The organism is Paraburkholderia fungorum (assembly GCF_046027215.1).
GTDB lineage: Bacteria > Pseudomonadota > Gammaproteobacteria > Burkholderiales > Burkholderiaceae > Paraburkholderia > Paraburkholderia fungorum_D.
In genome coordinates, this window is sequence record NZ_JAQQEN010000003.1 from 142,835 (window position 1) to 157,947 (window position 15,113).

Below are 15,113 nucleotides of genomic sequence, written 5' to 3' on the forward strand. Positions count from 1 at the left end.
GCATAGGCGATCGCGCCGTGGCCGCCGGTTCCCCGCCCCTGATGCGCGCTCCCGCGTCCGCGCGACTCCGGCCACCACCGGCCTCCCGCTCCGATCGCCCTTCACGAGCCGCGACTGCCTGGGACGACATGAAACGATCGAAAACCATACGCTGTCGTCCCTATCCGACCATCAAATTCTGTCCCTGATGGACAGGAGCCGACTGAACTCACGCCTCTCTTTTGGGGAGGGATAACGGTCGTTTGAGCATGTGGAGGCATTTCGGGAGTTCTGTGAGCCAACAGACCTTTGCGATCAGGTTCAATACGAATGTGCGAAGACCGCGATGTCTGCATTAGCGCTGGCTCGCGCCACGCGCCGCCGGCACGGAGCCGCGACGTGGAGACCGGGTGCCAAAGATTCGCCCATGGAGCGCGAACTGTCCGACTTCATCGCGAACGCCGAAGAATAGCGTAAGGCGTTTCTCGAGCGTCAAGCGGAGTCTACTGTCGGTCGGCGAGCTGACGCGCAGCTATTCAAACAGCCGCTAAGCGCTTAAACCCGAGACGCGACAAGAGGATATCAAACCGTCGGGCCCCTCGTGCCCGCACAACTGCCCTTCACCGTGGCATATCCACCGGCTGGCATAGCGCGCATAGCGGGCACCGATTGCCGATTGCGTTGAACATGACCGTCGCTCAGCAATACGGCCCACCTGACTCACGCGGGGCCGGTTTGGCCGTCAGCACGATATCCCTAAACCCCACGCCCAAGCTACGCGTCCGAGCACTTCAGCCGCAGGGAAGCCAAAAACCGTTGGGCGGGATGGACGTTGATCGATACCTCGAACGTCTCGCCCGCGGAAGCTGCGACATGAATTTAATTATTGATCTCTCTGGCAATCTTTGGCTGACCGTCAAGCCTGGCGAATTTCCCTGGCCACCGTCTGTAACTGCCTGAAGGCGCGAAACCGCGCCTCGTGCAGTGCCGCAATGTCACCCGTGTCCGGCGCGTAGATCTTGCAGATCTGCGACATTCTGGCCATCGCCGAGCGCACGTTGTCGAACAGGCCGCCCGCCACGCCGCCCAGCATCGCCGCGCCCAGCAGCACGGGCTCTTCCGCCTGCGTCGCGAGCACTGGCTTTCCCGTCGCATCAGCGAGTAGTTGCCGAACGAGATCGAGTCGCCCCGCGCCGCCGCTGATAACCACCCGCTCGATCGGTGCACCGGCCATCGCCTGTGCTTCGATGATCTGGCGAAGGCCGTAACCGATACTGCAAATGCCGGCAATGTAGAGGGCGACCAGATTGTTCAGGTCGTCTTCCATTCCAAGGCCCGCAATCACGGCTCTTGCATGGGGGTCGGCTAGTGGGGCCCGGTTACCCAGGAACTCCGGGACCACATGCAGGCCGTTGGCCAGCAACGCCGCCCCCGACAGACTGACCGCCGCTTGCACCGCGAGACCGGCGAGCATCACCGGCAGCGGGTGGCCCTCGTGCTCTGCGCGACGTCGGGCGTCCGGGGCTGCGGGGTGCATCGAAAGCAGTCGTTCGATCGCCGCGCCGGCCACCGATTGGCCGCCCTCGTTGAGCCATGCATCCGGTACCATCGCCGAAAAATACGGCCCCCACACGCCGGGCACGAAGACCGGACCGCGGGTCGTGGTCATCGTGCACGATGAGGTGCCGAAGACGTAGGCGAGGCAGGACTCGGGCTCGCCGTCGGCGCCGACCGTGCCGCCCCCCCCTGCATGGGCATCGATCACGCCCGTAGCGACCGGCGTTCCGGTTCGCAGGCCGAGCTGCACGGCGGCGTCTGTGGTCAGTCCGCTGCCCATCGGCGTTTCCGGGTCGACGACGGTCTGGCCGATGCGCGCAAAATCCTCGTCCGCCAGCACCCCGAGGCCGATGCGCCGAAAGTAACTCTCATCCCAGCGCCGCTCGTGCGCCAGATAAGTCCATTTGCAGGTGACCGTACAGGTGGATCTCGACAGATCCCCGGTCGCGCGCCAGGTCAGGAAGTCGGTCAGGTCGAAAAACTGCCACGCCGCCTCGAAGACGCCCGGCCTGTTCTCGAGGAGCCACAGCAGCTTTGGTGTCTCCATTTCCGGCGAGATCTTGCCGCCGACAAACTTCAGCACCTCGTGGCCCGTCGCATTGATACGCTCGGCCTGTCCCACGGCACGGTGGTCCATCCACACGATGATGTCGCGCTCTGCTTGCTCGGAAGGGCCCACGGGCAAGGGCTGACCGCCCTCGCCCAGCACGACGAGCGAGCAGGTGGCATCGAAACCGATGCCGGCGACCTGATCGGGCGCCACGGCGGCCTGCGATAGCGCATTCTTCACGGAATCGCAGACGGCGTTCCAGATTTCGGCGCTCGACTGTTCGACGATGGAGCCGCTTGCATGGAACAGCGTGATGTCACGCTTGGCGGAGGCCACCATGCGACCGGCAAGGTCGAAGATCCCGGCCCGGGCGCTGCCCGTACCCACATCCACGCCGATGACATAGCGCGTATTGCGCGTGCTGTCCGTCGCGCCGGAGATCGGGTTCTCTGAAGTCATAGCTCGCTACCTGTTCACTGTCTGCTCTTGCTTCTCTAGAGTGGCGTTTCATGACGACGGCGAGCCACATCACCGCGCCCGCGTCTGTCATGCGTTTCAGAGATCGACGTTGTTTGGAAGAATCACGAGATCGCGGATGGTCACGTTGCGCGGCCGCGTCAACATGAACAGCACCGCATCGGCGACCTCTCTCGCCTGCATCAGGCTGCCCGAAGCGAGCGCTTCGTCCATCTTCGCCTTCGGCCAGTCGTCGAGCAGCGCCGTGACGACCGGGCCCGGGGCCACCGCGCCGACCCGCACACCATGCTTGGCGAGCTGGCGCCGGGTCGTGTGGACGAAGGCCTGCACCGCGAATTTGGACGCGGTGTAGATCGGCTCCCACACGACCGGGACGATGCCTGCGATGGAACTGGTAAAGATGATGTCGCCCGATTTCTGCGCGACCATATGCGGCAACACGGCGTGGACCGATCGGAACGCGGCATTGATGTTCAGGTTCAGTACGCGATCCCACTCGTCCGGATTTCCGTCCACAACATCGCCGCCGACGTAGGCGCCGGCGTTGGCATGGAAGATGTCGAGGCCACCGGCCAGCTCCAGGATTCCCGGCAGCATCGCGGATACGTCCGATGGGTGCAGGAGATCTACGACGAGCGGCAGTGCGTTCGGCCCCAGTTCTGCGCACAGTTGCGCGAGCCTGTCCTTCGCACGGTCGATCAGAACGACCTTTGCGCCTTCCGCGATCAGGGTGCGAGCGCACTCGAGGCCGATGCCCGATGCCGCGCCCGTGATGGCGGCAACTTTTCCCTTCATGGATTCATTCATTGACTGCTCTCCTGGATTACTCGCATTACGCGCGACCATGCGAGACGCGGGACTGCCGAGCGAGCGAGTCGACGATCACCGCGATCGCCAGCACCGCGCCGGTGATCATGAAGCGCAGCGAGGACGACAGGTTCAGCAGCGTCAGGCCGCTGGCGATAGACTGGATCACGATAATGCCCAGCACGGCCGAATACGCGCTGCCTCGGCCGCCGAACAGGCTGGTGCCACCGATCACGGCCGCTGCGATGGCGTTCAGGTTCACGTCGCCGGTGCCGGCCTGCTGACTGGCCGAGGCGAGCCGTGCCGCGGTTAGCACGCCGCCGAGTGCGGCGAGACTGGCGCATAGGACGAAGGCGCTGGTGTAGATGGCGCCGACATTGATACCTGCCCGTCTCGCGGCCTCGTGATTGCCGCCGACCGCGTTCATCGACCGGCCCCAGCGCGTCCTCTTGAGCGCATAGTCCATCGCGACCGAGAGGCCGAGGAAGATACCGAACATCAGTGGAACGCCACGTCCCTGGTTGAGGTAGGCAACCACCGCCTCCAGAAGAACAGTGATGGCTAGGGCTCGCAAAAAAAGGCCGCCAACCGAGGGCGCCGAGAGATTGGATGTGCGGCGGCGCTCGCGCGTGCGCAGCCCGATCACCAGCATCACGACACCTGGCACCAGCGCAAGGAGGTACGAAACGACAGCTGGGATGATGATGAGTTGCCCGAGGTTCACCATCGTCGAACCATAGGGGAGGTTGATGGACCCGGTAGCGCCAAGCACATACAGCTGCATCCCGAGGATCGCGAGCAGCCCGGCTAGCGTCGCGACGAAGCTCGGCATGCCGAGCCGGTTGAGCAGAAAGGCGTACAGGGCGCCGACCACCGCGCCGACGACGATCGCAGCGACGATGGCCAGCAGCACCGGCCACCCGTGGTTGACCCAGAGCATCCCGACGAGCGCCGAAGCAAAGCCGCTCATCGAACCCACCGACAGGTCGATCTGCCCCACCATCAGCACGCAGACGATCCCCAGCGAGATCACGCCGACCGTCGAGCAGTCGAACAGCAGGTTGACCAGGTTGTCGGCCGAGAGGAACACCGGGTTCAGGCTGGCGAACACGGTCCAGATGATGATCAGGCCCGCGACGACCGGCAGCGATCCCAGATCGCCCGAGCGCACCCGCTCGATGAAGGCGGCCACGGTGCCGCCGACGCCAGTGGCGTGCTTGACGCGGACATCGCTGCGGTCGAGCAGCGTGGACGGCTGTGGCGCACCCTGCGGTTCAGCTTGCGAGGCGCCGTGAATATCGTTGCTCATGACGGTTCCTTAGTCTGGGTGCCCTGTTCGGCCTGGCGCCGGCCGGCGCGACGCGAGACGGCGTTCTCGGTGGCGCCGGTGATCGCGGCCACCAGTTCCTGATTCGAGGAATCGGGATAGAACACGCCGTTGTTGCGACCCAGGCGCAGCACCACGATCCGATCCGCCACGGCGCGAACGTCCTCCATGTTGTGGCTGATCATGATCACCGCGTGACCGCGCTCACGCACCCGCTCGATCAGATTCAGCACCTCGGCGGTCTGGGCCACGCCCAGCGCCGCGGTCGGCTCGTCGAGCATGATCAGTTTCGGGTCCAGCAGCAGCGAGCGCGCGATTGCCACGGTCTGGCGCTGGCCGCCCGAGAGCGACGCGACCACATCGCGCACGCTCGGAATGCGCGCCGACAGCTCGTTCAGCAGCGTCCAGGCCTTCACCTCCATCGCGACCTCGTCGAGGCGCAGCGGATTCAGCTCGCGCCCGAGGTAGATGTTCGCGACGACGTCAAGGTTTTCGCACAGCGCCAGGTCCTGGAACACCGTGGCGATGCCAAGGTCGAGCGCCGCGCCCGGATTGGACAGCGTGACCTCCTTGCCGCCGAACGTAATGGTGCCGGCGCTGGGTTGATGGACCCCGGCTAGAACTTTCACCAATGTCGATTTGCCGGCCCCGTTGTCGCCGACCAAGGCGACCACTTCGCCGGCATGCACGTCGAGCTCGATGTCCGTCAAAGCCGAGACCGCTCCGAAGTGCTTCGAGACGCCGCGCAGGCTCAGCACCAGTTCGCCGCGTCTGGATCGTGTTGTGGGGTTGTCATTCATGGACGGATACCTCATTGAGAGTAGAGGGACCCGGCACGAGCCGGGCCCGTCCGGCGTTTGCGTCGGGTATGCGCCGGATCAGTAAGTGATTCCCAGCTTCTTGCATCCCTCGGCATAGCGATCAGTACACAGATCCTTGCCGCTCGCGAACCCCTTATCGACAACTTCCGCCTTGAGGTTCTTCGCCGTGATGACTGCCGGCTTGAAGAGCTGGGACGGCGTATTGAAGAGCGTCGTTTCAGCCTTCGGCGTCTGGCCGGACAGGAAGCCGACGGCCACCTTCGCTGCCGCGGCGGCGACTATCTCGCTCGGCTTCAGAATTGTGTTGTACTCGTCGCCCGCGATGATCAACTGCAATCCCGCCAGCGTCGCGTCGTTGCCGGTCACGGGGGGCACCGGGTTGACGCCGGCTGCCTTGAAGGCCGCGACGGCCCCGCCGCCCGTGCCGTCGTTAGCGGCCACGACACCGATAATCTGCGAGCCGAAGCGCGTGATCTGCCCGCTGACCCATTGCTGGGCCTTCGGCGGCGCCCAGTCCGGTGTGTCGTACTCGGCCAGCGTCTTGTAGCCGCTCCCCTGCAGCCCGGCGTGAATACCCTTCTTGATCAGTCCCGCGGCCGCGTCAGTCGGCGAACCGTTGACCTCGAGCACGCCGCCCTTGGTGGTCGGCACGCCCGTTTCCTTCAGGTGCTGGACGAGTGACTGCGCGATGGCTTTGCCGATGCCTTCGTTGTCGAACGAGACGTAGTAGTTGGCCGGCGTAGAGGGCACGGGCCGGTCATAGGCGATAACCTTGATACCCTGGCCCTGCGCCATGTGAACCAACGAGGCGGCGGCCGTCGAGTCGACCGGGTCGAGGACGATCACCTTGGCGCCTTGCGCGATCACCGAGTTGAACTGCTGCTGCTGCGTCGAGACGTCGGCATTGGCATTCTGATAGAGCACCTTGCAGTCGGGGCAGAGCTTGCTCATTTCAGTTTTGAAGCCGGGGAAGTCGTGCTGCTCGTAGCGGGTCGACGCTTGGTCGGGCATCAGAAAGGCGACCGTGCCACTGGGCGCGGCCAGCGCCGCCGTGTTGCTCAACAAGCTCAGGCTCAGGGCGCTTGCGCCGATTAGTTGGTTCGAAAGTCTGGTCATCGAATGTCTCCACTATTAGAAAAACTCTGACGTAGCTGCTCTCGTCTCTGTGTCGCGGGTGAGCTCCTTGTTATAATTTCTTCGTCTTTGCTGGCGGCTTCCAGATTAAAGCCAATCATTCGCCTCGCTTGTGTTGGCCCAAATATGGGTAAGTTGCCCTGTCGTGTTTCATACCCTATGTTGTGTGCAATATCTCCAATCCACGTGCTGAAAGTGTTGCCGCTTAGTTTGTCGTGTCGTCATCGCCGGTCTTGCGCAACGGCTCCAGAGCCGGCGCTAGCCGGACACTTCCGAGGCACGCGCTGCGTCGGGCGGTTCAGTAGCACTGGCAGCATTGAGTTGTTGATATGCCCGCCATCGCGAAGGCGACATGTCCTTCAGGGAAAGGAACTGGCGGTTAAAATTCGAGAGATTATTAAAGCCGACCTGATAGCAGATATCGGTGATGTTCAGTTCACCCGACATCAGCAATTGACACGCAAGATTAACGCGCAGCCGATTCACATACTGCACGAAAGGCACGCCGGTATGCCGACGGAAGTATCGCGAGAAGGCACTGACGCTCTGTCCCACGAGATCGGCCAACTCCGTTTCGCGCAACTCTTGCGACAGGTTCTTGCCAATGTAGGAAAGCACGTGATTGATCCGCGTCTCCGCATAGCGCGCCGGGTCCGCACAATATGCTGCGCTCGCCAGCTTCACCGGGGCGACGCTTTGCACCAGCAGGTCGAACAGGGCAAGAAACAACGTGATACGCCGCATGCCTTTCGCGCCCAGCATCTCGCGCATGATCGGTTCAGCCGCCGCGCCCGTTTCCGGTGTGAACAGTACGCCCCAACGCGATGCATCGAGTAACAACTCGACGCGCTTAAACTCTGGGAAGACCTTGATTGCGCGCGTAACGAACTCTGCATCGAATTGCAGAATGAGGCAGCGTTCATCCACACGATCGCCCTGCGGCACATTGCTGACCCAGTTGTGTGGCAGATTCGATCCCACTATCACGAGATTGCCGGGCGCGAAATTGCCGATGTAATCGCCTACGAAGTATTTGCCCGTCGTCGCCGTAACCAGCTGAATTTCGTATTCAGGATGGAAGTGCCAGCGCACCGTGCGATACGGGTACCCATGCGACCAGATCTTGAACGACTCATCGCGCGGGACGGCGACCAGTTCCAGATCCGGCTGGGCGATTTTGGGGTGGCGGGCATCGGTACGCGCCGTGACACCCAGCGTCGTGTGCATCTGTCTTCCTCCTGAGCCTATTCTGCTTTTGGCAGTCGCATACGCCGTATTGCGTCCGCCATGAGAGAAAGTTAGCCCCGCCACGGATATCTTGCCACCGAAAATAAGACCGCGAACTGATACTTTATTGCATTCGGGTAAGTCCGTATGGCATCAGGGGTCAATTTTTGTGCAATGCAGCAGCCCATGGGAGCACTCCGGGCCTCTGAACCAGGGAGGGCCACGACATGGGTGCTGCAAGGCCGGGATAGTCGGGGTCGGTACGGTGAAGTGGCGCTTCGGCGCCTCGTCACCAGCCGCAAGGGTCGATTCACCTGGCGAACCCCCATGGAAAATCCGTACATATTGCGCGATGAGACACGCCGCACCATCGAGTCGCGCTACGCTGATGTTGCCTTTGCTATGAGCGACACCTCAATGGAGAGCCGGATGCGCTGAGAGGTGCACGTCCGGTTCGGGGAGGAGAAACAGGGAAATAGTTCGACTACGCCCTGTTTCCTACCCCACTGAAGATCCGAGGCAGGTGGATGTATCTTTACCAGGCGGTTGATCAGGCCGGACAGACGGTAGATTTCCTGCTTCGCGCAAAGCGCGACGTGAAGGCAGCCAAAGCGTTTTTCCGCAAAGCCATCAAGCATCAGGGCCAGTCACCGAAGACAATCACGCTCGACGGCTATGCCGCGTCGCAGCGCGCGGTGCGCGAGACGAAGGCCGATGGTTTGCTGCCTGAGGATACGAAGGTCCGGTCCTCGGAATATCTGAACAACCTGATCGAGCAGGACCATCGCCGCATCAAATCGAGAACGAACGTGATGCTGCCCTTCAAACGGTTCAGGAGCGCCAAGACGACGATTTCCGGCATCGAATTAATGCATCGAATTCACAAGGACCAGTCTAATCTTGCAAAGCTCGGCCTCAGGGGTGCCGCTATGCCAGCTGTATGGAATGCAGTCCTGTTCGCTCGATAAGGTATCCTGTCTACAGAAAGATTACCGACCGACTTATCTATTTGCACCAGAACCCTCGCGGCCACTGTTGTCTCAAGTTGTCGGATGGGGCTTGCGCCCACTGGAAAACGCCGCCTTTTCACGGCGCACATCCAACGCGGACATTCGTCCGCAAGGTCTAACGGTCCGCTTTCGGGGAAGGAACGGTCGGACGACCAATCTTACCTTGTGCGACAAGCCTCGCGGACACGTGTGCGACGCCCGGCCTGACAGTCAAACAAGCAGAATCAAAGAGTCAAAGAGCGCGACGTCTTCTTTCTTTGCCGATCTTGCATGCTTGCGGATCACTTGCAAGAGACACTCGATAAAGCAGTGCGCAGCGCCGCCGAGCGTGCTGTTCCGGCGCGTGACAATGCTCAGTTGTCGCGAATCGAACTTCTCTTTCAGCGCTAGCGCCACCAGTTGACTTTGAAACAGGGGAGCCGTCTGGAGGACAGTTGGGCACCATGTGCACATGTCGGCACGCTCAACCAGCATCTGCAGCGTGCCTAGCGACTGTGCCCGCACAATACGGCACGCTTCAATCTGCGCGCCATGGCGTGTGAACAGATAGTCGATCAGCGCTTCCTGACCGTCGGGCGCGAAATTCAGTGTCCAGTCCTGATCCAGGAGATCGTGAATCGAACGGCAGTGCTGACGCGGATGCCCCCGGCGAACCATCACGGCCGTCTCGTAGTTCAACACCGGTTCGCAGGAAAACTCCTGCGTGCTAGTAGACGGATGCAACTGTCCGATCACGAAGTCCATGTCGCCTGCGCGTAAGAGCGGTTGCGCGACGGCCATCAGACTCTCGAACAGTTCTAGTTGAATATCGGGCATGCGCTTGCGAAACAGCAATACCGTCTCAGCCAGAAACGTCAACGTGATCCACGGTGTCACACCGACGCTAAGCCTTCCCTCCGCCCGACCTCGCAATCTCGCAAGGTCGTTCTGCGCGTGCTCCAACTGATTAAGGACCAGCCTCGCGTGCGTGAGCAGCGCCTTGCCATATTCGGTAAAGCCGATTCCTGCAGGCGCGCGTATCAGCAAGGGCAGTTGCTCGGTGGCCTCAAGTTCGCGCAGCGCGCGCGTGACTGCGGCCTGAGAAATCCCCAATGAGCGCGCGGCCGCTCTGATGCTGCCCGCTTCCGCACTCGCGACTAACGCCTGCAGTTGATGAATCTTCACGAAACCACTCCGACAACTAATTGTTGTCAGCATAACAAAACTGCAGCTTCACCCTCGAAATTTAGCTGAATAGCATTCGATCCAACCAGTGCAGACAGTTGCGACGCCCGACACCCAAACGGCCGGGCGCGACGACCAGGTCTGTCCGATCTTCAAAGGACTTCATCGATGGTTCAAGACCTCGTTTTGCCCGGCATCGCCGCCATTCAAGAGGAAATGATCGGCTTACGCCGCCGTATTCACGCGTATCCGGAACTTGGTTTTCAGGAGGCCGCAACCAGCGAACTGGTCGACGAATGCCTGAACAAGTGGGGCTATCAGGTCAGCCGCGCGGTCGGTAAAACCGGCGTGGTCGGCACACTACAGAACGGACATGGGCGGTCCCTTGGATTGCGCGCCGATATGGACGCGCTTCCCATCCACGAGACGACGGGCTTGCCTCATGCCAGCAGGAACGAAGGCGTCATGCACGCATGCGGCCACGATGGGCATACTGCCACGCTGCTGGCTGCAGCAAAGTACCTGTCCGAAACACGAGCATTCTCCGGCACCCTGAACCTGATTTTCCAACCCGCTGAAGAAGGCCTCGGCGGTGCGCAGAAAATGATTGAAGACGGCCTCTTCGAACGCTTTCCGTGCGATGCGGTATTCGCGCTCCACAACGTTCCTGGTTATCCGTCCAGTCATCTGGGCTTCTTTAGCGGCGCATTCATGGCGTCTGCCGACACCGTCACCGTGCGCGTGGTGGGTCGTGGCGGGCACGGTGCCGTGCCGGACAAGGCGATTGATCCGATTGTCGTATGCGCGTCGATCGTGACCGCGCTGCAGAGTATCGTCTCACGTAACGTGAGCCCGCGCGATCTGGCCATCATCAGCGTCGGTTCGATTCATGCGGGCGTTGCGTCGAATGTGATCCCGTCATCCGCGCAGATGCTGCTGACCGTCCGGGCGCTTGCGCCAGACGTGCGCGACTTGCTCGAGCGCAGGATTTGCGAGCTCGTGCATGGGCAGGCGGCAAGTTTCGGCGCGCATGCGGAGATCGATTACGTCCGCTGTCATCCGGTACTGATCAATCACCGTACGGAAACGGACTTTGCGCGCCAGGTGGCGGCGGACTGGCTCGGCACACAATCCATCATCAACGACCTCGAACCCTTCCCAGCCAGCGAAGACTTTGCATTCATGCTCGAAAAATGCCCGGGCAGCTACCTCGTGATCGGCAATGGCGATGGCGAACGCAGTTGCGCACTACACCACTCCGGCTACGATTTTAATGATGACTGTCTGGCAGTGGGCGCCACCTATTGGGTCAAGCTGACCGAACGCTTTCTGGCAAATCCTGTTCATATGGAACACAAGTAGTTCAACAACGACGTTGAGGAGAAACACATGAAGAAGGTATTTGCAACGATCTCGTTAGCTTTGATGGCGCTGTCCGGCGGCGCCAGTGCCGCTGACTGGGCCGGCAAGGAGATCAGGCTGGCGGTGGATCCGACGTATCCACCCCTCGAGTTCAAGACACCCGACGGCAGGCTGACCGGTTTTGGCGTGGATATCGCCAATGCGCTCTGTGCCGAGCTTCACGCCCGGTGCGTATGGGTCGAAACGAGCTTTGACGGCATGATCCCCGGACTGCTGGCGAGAAAGTTCGACGCGATTTCGTCGTCGATGACCATCACACCCAAGCGCATGCAGCAGATCGCGTTCACGAACAAGATCTCCAACGCGCCGGCCCGCCTGGTTGTCAAGCGCGATTCCGATCTGTTGCCGACCGCCGCTTCGCTAAAAGGCAAGCGTGTCGGCGTCGAACAGGGTTCGAGTCAGGAAGATTACGCCAGAGCACAGTGGCAACCGGCTGGCGTGCAGATCGTCTCTTACCAGAATCAGGATCAGGTGTACACCGATCTGATCTCGGGAAGGCTCGATGCGGCATTTCAGGCGTCGATCGAAGCGAGCGACGGTTTTCTGAAGAAGCCCGAGGGTAAGGACTACAGGTTTGCCGGCCCCGCTTTGGACGACCCGAAGTATTTCGGTCAGGGCGACGGTCTGGGCCTTCGCAAGGAGGACGTTGCGCTGCGCAACGCATTCAATCAGGCACTGGCTGCCGTGCTGGCAAACGGGACCTATGCACGGATCAACCGAAAGTACTTCGACTTCAATATCTACGGCGCAAAGTGAGCCGGTCTGAGCCAGCCACTACAGGAGACAAAATGATACTCGGAGGCTTCGGACCGGCTCTCGTGGCCGGCACCTGCGAAACGATCAAGCTTGCGCTGCTGTCGCTACTTGTTTCGTTCGCTCTGGGACTCTGCGGCGCTGCGGCGAGACTGTCCAACCGCCGTTACATCGTCCGGCTCGGTGTCGCATACACGACCTTGATCAGGGCGGTGCCGGATCTCGTGCTGATGCTGCTGCTTTTCTATAGCATCCAGATCGTGTTGAACCATATCACGGACGCGTTTGGTTTCAACCAGATAGATATCGATCCGTTCTCGGCCGGTGTCGTCACAATCGGCTTCATCTACGGTGCGTATTTCACCGAGACATTCCGCGGCGCATTCATGGGCGTGCCGAGAGGACAACTGGAAGCGGGCATGGCATTCGGCATGTCCAACTGGCAGGTGTTCACTCGCATCATGTTTCCGCAAATGATGCGACTGGCGTTGCCGGGTATCGGCAACAACTGGCAGGTTATCGTCAAGGCGACTGCACTGGTGTCGATCATCGGACTGTCAGATGTCGTCAAGGCCTCGCAGGATGCCGGCAAGTCGACGCAGAACTTTTTTCTATTCACGATCGCGGCCGGTGCGATCTATCTGGCAATCACAACGCTATCCAATGTGGTGTTGTGGCGGCTCGAAGTACGGTATTCCGCGGGTGTGAGGCGCGTGGCGACATGATCGATATTGTCCGGCAGTACTGGCAAAACTACCTGTACACCGATGGCTTTCAGTTCACCGGGCTCGCGGTCACGTTATGGCTTCTGGTGGCATCGCTCGGACTGGGATTTACGTTGGCGTTGCCGCTCTCGGTGGCCCGGGCATCGCGCAACCGGTTCCTGTCGACACCGGTCTGGCTGTTCACCTATATGTTTCGGGGAACGCCGCTCTACGTCCAGTTGCTGATCTGCTATACGGGACTGTACAGCTTGCATGCCGTGCATTCGCATGCGCTGCTCGACGCATTCTTTCGTGATGCGATGAACTGCACACTGCTGGCATTCGCGCTGAACGAGTGCGCTTACGCCACGGAAATCTTTGCGGGATCGATCAAGGCGACAGCCTACGGAGAAATCGAAGCAGCGTTCGCAGTCGGCATGTCCAGATTTACCGTCTACCGGCGAATCATTCTGCCTTCTGCGCTGAGGCGTGCGTTACCCATGTACGGCAACGAAGCGATTCTGATGCTGCACTCCACCACGCTCGCGTTCACCGCCACGATTCCAGACATTCTGAAAGTGACCCGTGACGTAAATTCGGCAACGTATGCGTCATTTGAGGCATTTGGGATTGCCGCGCTGCTGTATGCAATGATCGCTTTCGCCCTGGTCTGGATGTTTCGGCAGCTTGAGCGACGCCTTCTGGCGTATCTGAAACCACGAGGTGGATAACGGTGCATTGCCGCTCAAGAGAAATCGTCAGGTTAGTCAATGGTAGTCGAGTACTTAAAAGAACGTGTAAATATTAAGGATCGCGAAGTGCATAATAAATTCGTTTTTATCGCAATAGCGTCAACATTTGCAACGTCGGCATTTGCGCAGAGCAGCGTAACCCTGTACGGCGTGATTGACGAGGGACTCGACTTCACGAACAACGTTGGCGGAAGCCACGTGTATGAAATGGCAAGCGGCTATGCACAGGGTAGTCGCTGGGGGCTGAAAGGCACCGAGGATCTGGGTGGCGGCTTCAAGACGATCTTTCAGATCGAAAGCGGATTCAACGTCAACACCGGCAAGCTCGGGCAAGGCGGTCTTGGATTTGGACGTCAGGCGTACGTCGGTATCGAAAGCGAGCGGTACGGGACCGTGACGCTCGGCCGCCAATATGATTCGGTGGTCGACTATCTTGCGCTGACGACAGCCAATGGCAACTGGGGCGGTTATCTGCTATCGCATCCATTCGACAACGACAACACGGATAACACGTTCCGCGTCAACAACACGGTCAAGTATGCGAGCCCAGATATCGCCGGCTTCCAGTTCGGCGGCACGTATAGCTTCAGCAACAGCACGGGCTTCGCCAACAACCGGCAGTTAAGCGTTGGCGCACAGTACACGTACGACGGACTGTTGATTGCCGCAGCCTATCTGAATGCGGACAATCCGGGATCGACGTCCGGTGGCGCGATTGCCGGATCAAGTTCAACCATCGCCGCAGACGCGAATTTTCAATCGGAGCGCTTGCGCATTTTTGGCGCGGGGATCAACTACACAATGGGCCCGGCGACGGTTGGCTTCGTCTATACCAACACGAACATCGGCAATCCGGCCGCGAATGTCGCCTACCTCAGCGCCCAGGAGAGCATTCAACCGACTAGCGCGGCACTCGCGGGCGGGACGTTGACCTGCCTGAAGTATCAGAATTTCGAATTGAACGGAAAATATCAGTTCACGCCAGCATTCTTTGTGGGTGCGCAATACGTCTATACGGTGGAGAACTACGATGCAACAACAGGTAGCGTACGGCCGAAGATTCATACCGTCGGCTTGATGGCAGACTACAACCTGTCAAAGCGCACCGATGTGTATGTCCAGGGCGCCTTTCAAAAGATCGCAGGCAACGCAACAGGGTCGGCTCTCGATCAGGCGTACGTGCCCGGTGCGCAGGACCTGTCTTCGTCATCGAGTCAGATTGTCGTGCGCGCGGCGATCCGGCACACGTTCTAAGAGACCATTTCAGAAAGACCCCGAGGGGGGCTGTTAGCGGGGAAGCTACGCGCTTATGCTCTGCAGCGCATAAGTGCTTATCTTGTTTCGTAGAGGCGGTTCGCGGCGGAGGTGCCAGATGACGCGACGGCCACGGCTGAGGGTAGGTACGGCAAGCGATGGCACTGGTTTGCAG

The 15,113-nt window shown here is 60.4% G+C and carries 12 protein-coding genes and 1 pseudogene; 6 read left to right on the forward strand and 7 right to left on the reverse strand.

What is annotated here, in order from left to right:
* Window positions 1–895: 895 nt before the first annotated feature.
* The 6 genes from PQR27_RS36440 to PQR27_RS36465 form a co-directional block, all read right to left on the reverse strand.
* Window positions 896–2,545: an FGGY-family carbohydrate kinase gene (locus PQR27_RS36440; protein WP_408528523.1), complete on the reverse strand. Its 1,650-nt coding sequence runs from the start codon at window positions 2,543–2,545 to the stop codon at window positions 896–898.
* Between the two features lie 96 nt (window positions 2,546–2,641).
* Entirely contained in the window at window positions 2,642–3,370 is a 729-nt protein-coding gene (locus PQR27_RS36445) for an SDR family oxidoreductase (RefSeq protein WP_408528524.1), read from the reverse strand.
* 25 nt (window positions 3,371–3,395) lie between these two features.
* Window positions 3,396–4,679: a sugar ABC transporter permease gene (locus PQR27_RS36450; RefSeq protein WP_408528525.1), complete on the reverse strand. Its 1,284-nt coding sequence runs from the start codon at window positions 4,677–4,679 to the stop codon at window positions 3,396–3,398.
* Window positions 4,676–5,497, reverse strand: coding sequence for an ATP-binding cassette domain-containing protein (locus tag PQR27_RS36455; RefSeq protein WP_408528526.1), 822 nt, complete (start codon window positions 5,495–5,497; stop codon window positions 4,676–4,678). Before PQR27_RS36455 ends, PQR27_RS36450 begins: the two co-directional genes overlap by 4 nt.
* Window positions 5,498–5,575: 78 nt before the next feature.
* Window positions 5,576–6,634: an ABC transporter substrate-binding protein gene (locus PQR27_RS36460; protein WP_408528527.1), complete on the reverse strand. Its 1,059-nt coding sequence runs from the start codon at window positions 6,632–6,634 to the stop codon at window positions 5,576–5,578.
* Between the two features lie 276 nt (window positions 6,635–6,910).
* Complete coding sequence (locus PQR27_RS36465) at window positions 6,911–7,879, reverse strand: AraC family transcriptional regulator (RefSeq protein WP_408528528.1); 969 nt, start codon at window positions 7,877–7,879, stop codon at window positions 6,911–6,913.
* Between the two features lie 500 nt (window positions 7,880–8,379).
* Between PQR27_RS36465 and PQR27_RS36470 the strand changes: the two are divergent.
* Window positions 8,380–8,847, forward strand: a pseudogene (locus PQR27_RS36470) (IS6 family transposase); the annotation flags it as partial.
* A 252-nt stretch (window positions 8,848–9,099) separates the two neighbouring features.
* Here PQR27_RS36470 and PQR27_RS36475 read toward each other — a convergent pair.
* Window positions 9,100–10,053 carry a LysR substrate-binding domain-containing protein gene (locus PQR27_RS36475; protein WP_408528529.1) on the reverse strand — a complete coding sequence of 318 codons (954 nt, stop codon included), beginning with the start codon at window positions 10,051–10,053 and terminating at the stop codon, window positions 9,100–9,102.
* Between the two features lie 168 nt (window positions 10,054–10,221).
* Between PQR27_RS36475 and PQR27_RS36480 the strand changes: the two genes are divergently transcribed.
* The 5 genes from PQR27_RS36480 to PQR27_RS36500 all read left to right on the forward strand — a co-directional run bounded on the left by PQR27_RS36480 (window position 10,222) and on the right by PQR27_RS36500 (window position 14,938).
* Window positions 10,222–11,415: a M20 aminoacylase family protein gene (locus tag PQR27_RS36480; protein ID WP_408528530.1), complete on the forward strand. Its 1,194-nt coding sequence runs from the start codon at window positions 10,222–10,224 to the stop codon at window positions 11,413–11,415.
* A gap of 27 nt (window positions 11,416–11,442) precedes the next feature.
* The gene (locus PQR27_RS36485) at window positions 11,443–12,231 is read left to right on the forward strand and encodes an ABC transporter substrate-binding protein (protein WP_408528531.1); all 789 of its coding nucleotides are present in this window, start codon (window positions 11,443–11,445) and stop codon (window positions 12,229–12,231) included.
* A 32-nt stretch (window positions 12,232–12,263) separates the two neighbouring features.
* A complete protein-coding gene (locus tag PQR27_RS36490) occupies window positions 12,264–12,953 on the forward strand; it encodes an ABC transporter permease (RefSeq protein ID WP_408528532.1) in 690 nt (229 codons plus the stop codon).
* The gene (locus PQR27_RS36495) at window positions 12,950–13,663 is read left to right on the forward strand and encodes an ABC transporter permease (protein WP_408528533.1); all 714 of its coding nucleotides are present in this window, start codon (window positions 12,950–12,952) and stop codon (window positions 13,661–13,663) included. The genes PQR27_RS36490 and PQR27_RS36495 overlap by 4 nt, the downstream gene beginning before the upstream one ends.
* An 87-nt stretch (window positions 13,664–13,750) precedes the next feature.
* A complete protein-coding gene (locus tag PQR27_RS36500) occupies window positions 13,751–14,938 on the forward strand; it encodes a porin (RefSeq protein ID WP_408528534.1) in 1,188 nt (395 codons plus the stop codon).
* Window positions 14,939–15,113 lie beyond the last annotated feature (175 nt).

Coding starts and splice junctions, on each gene's coding strand:
- PQR27_RS36465 (WP_408528528.1), bottom strand. CDS start 7,879: ATGCACACGACGCTGGGTGTCACGGCGCGTACCGATGCCCGCCACCCC.
- PQR27_RS36490 (WP_408528532.1), top strand. CDS start 12,264: ATGATACTCGGAGGCTTCGGACCGGCTCTCGTGGCCGGCACCTGCGAA.
- PQR27_RS36455 (WP_408528526.1), bottom strand. CDS start 5,497: ATGAATGACAACCCCACAACACGATCCAGACGCGGCGAACTGGTGCTG.
- PQR27_RS36460 (WP_408528527.1), bottom strand. CDS start 6,634: ATGACCAGACTTTCGAACCAACTAATCGGCGCAAGCGCCCTGAGCCTG.
- PQR27_RS36445 (WP_408528524.1), bottom strand. CDS start 3,370: ATGAATGAATCCATGAAGGGAAAAGTTGCCGCCATCACGGGCGCGGCA.
- PQR27_RS36480 (WP_408528530.1), top strand. CDS start 10,222: ATGGTTCAAGACCTCGTTTTGCCCGGCATCGCCGCCATTCAAGAGGAA.
- PQR27_RS36485 (WP_408528531.1), top strand. CDS start 11,443: ATGAAGAAGGTATTTGCAACGATCTCGTTAGCTTTGATGGCGCTGTCC.
- PQR27_RS36495 (WP_408528533.1), top strand. CDS start 12,950: ATGATCGATATTGTCCGGCAGTACTGGCAAAACTACCTGTACACCGAT.
- PQR27_RS36440 (WP_408528523.1), bottom strand. CDS start 2,545: ATGACTTCAGAGAACCCGATCTCCGGCGCGACGGACAGCACGCGCAAT.
- PQR27_RS36450 (WP_408528525.1), bottom strand. CDS start 4,679: ATGAGCAACGATATTCACGGCGCCTCGCAAGCTGAACCGCAGGGTGCG.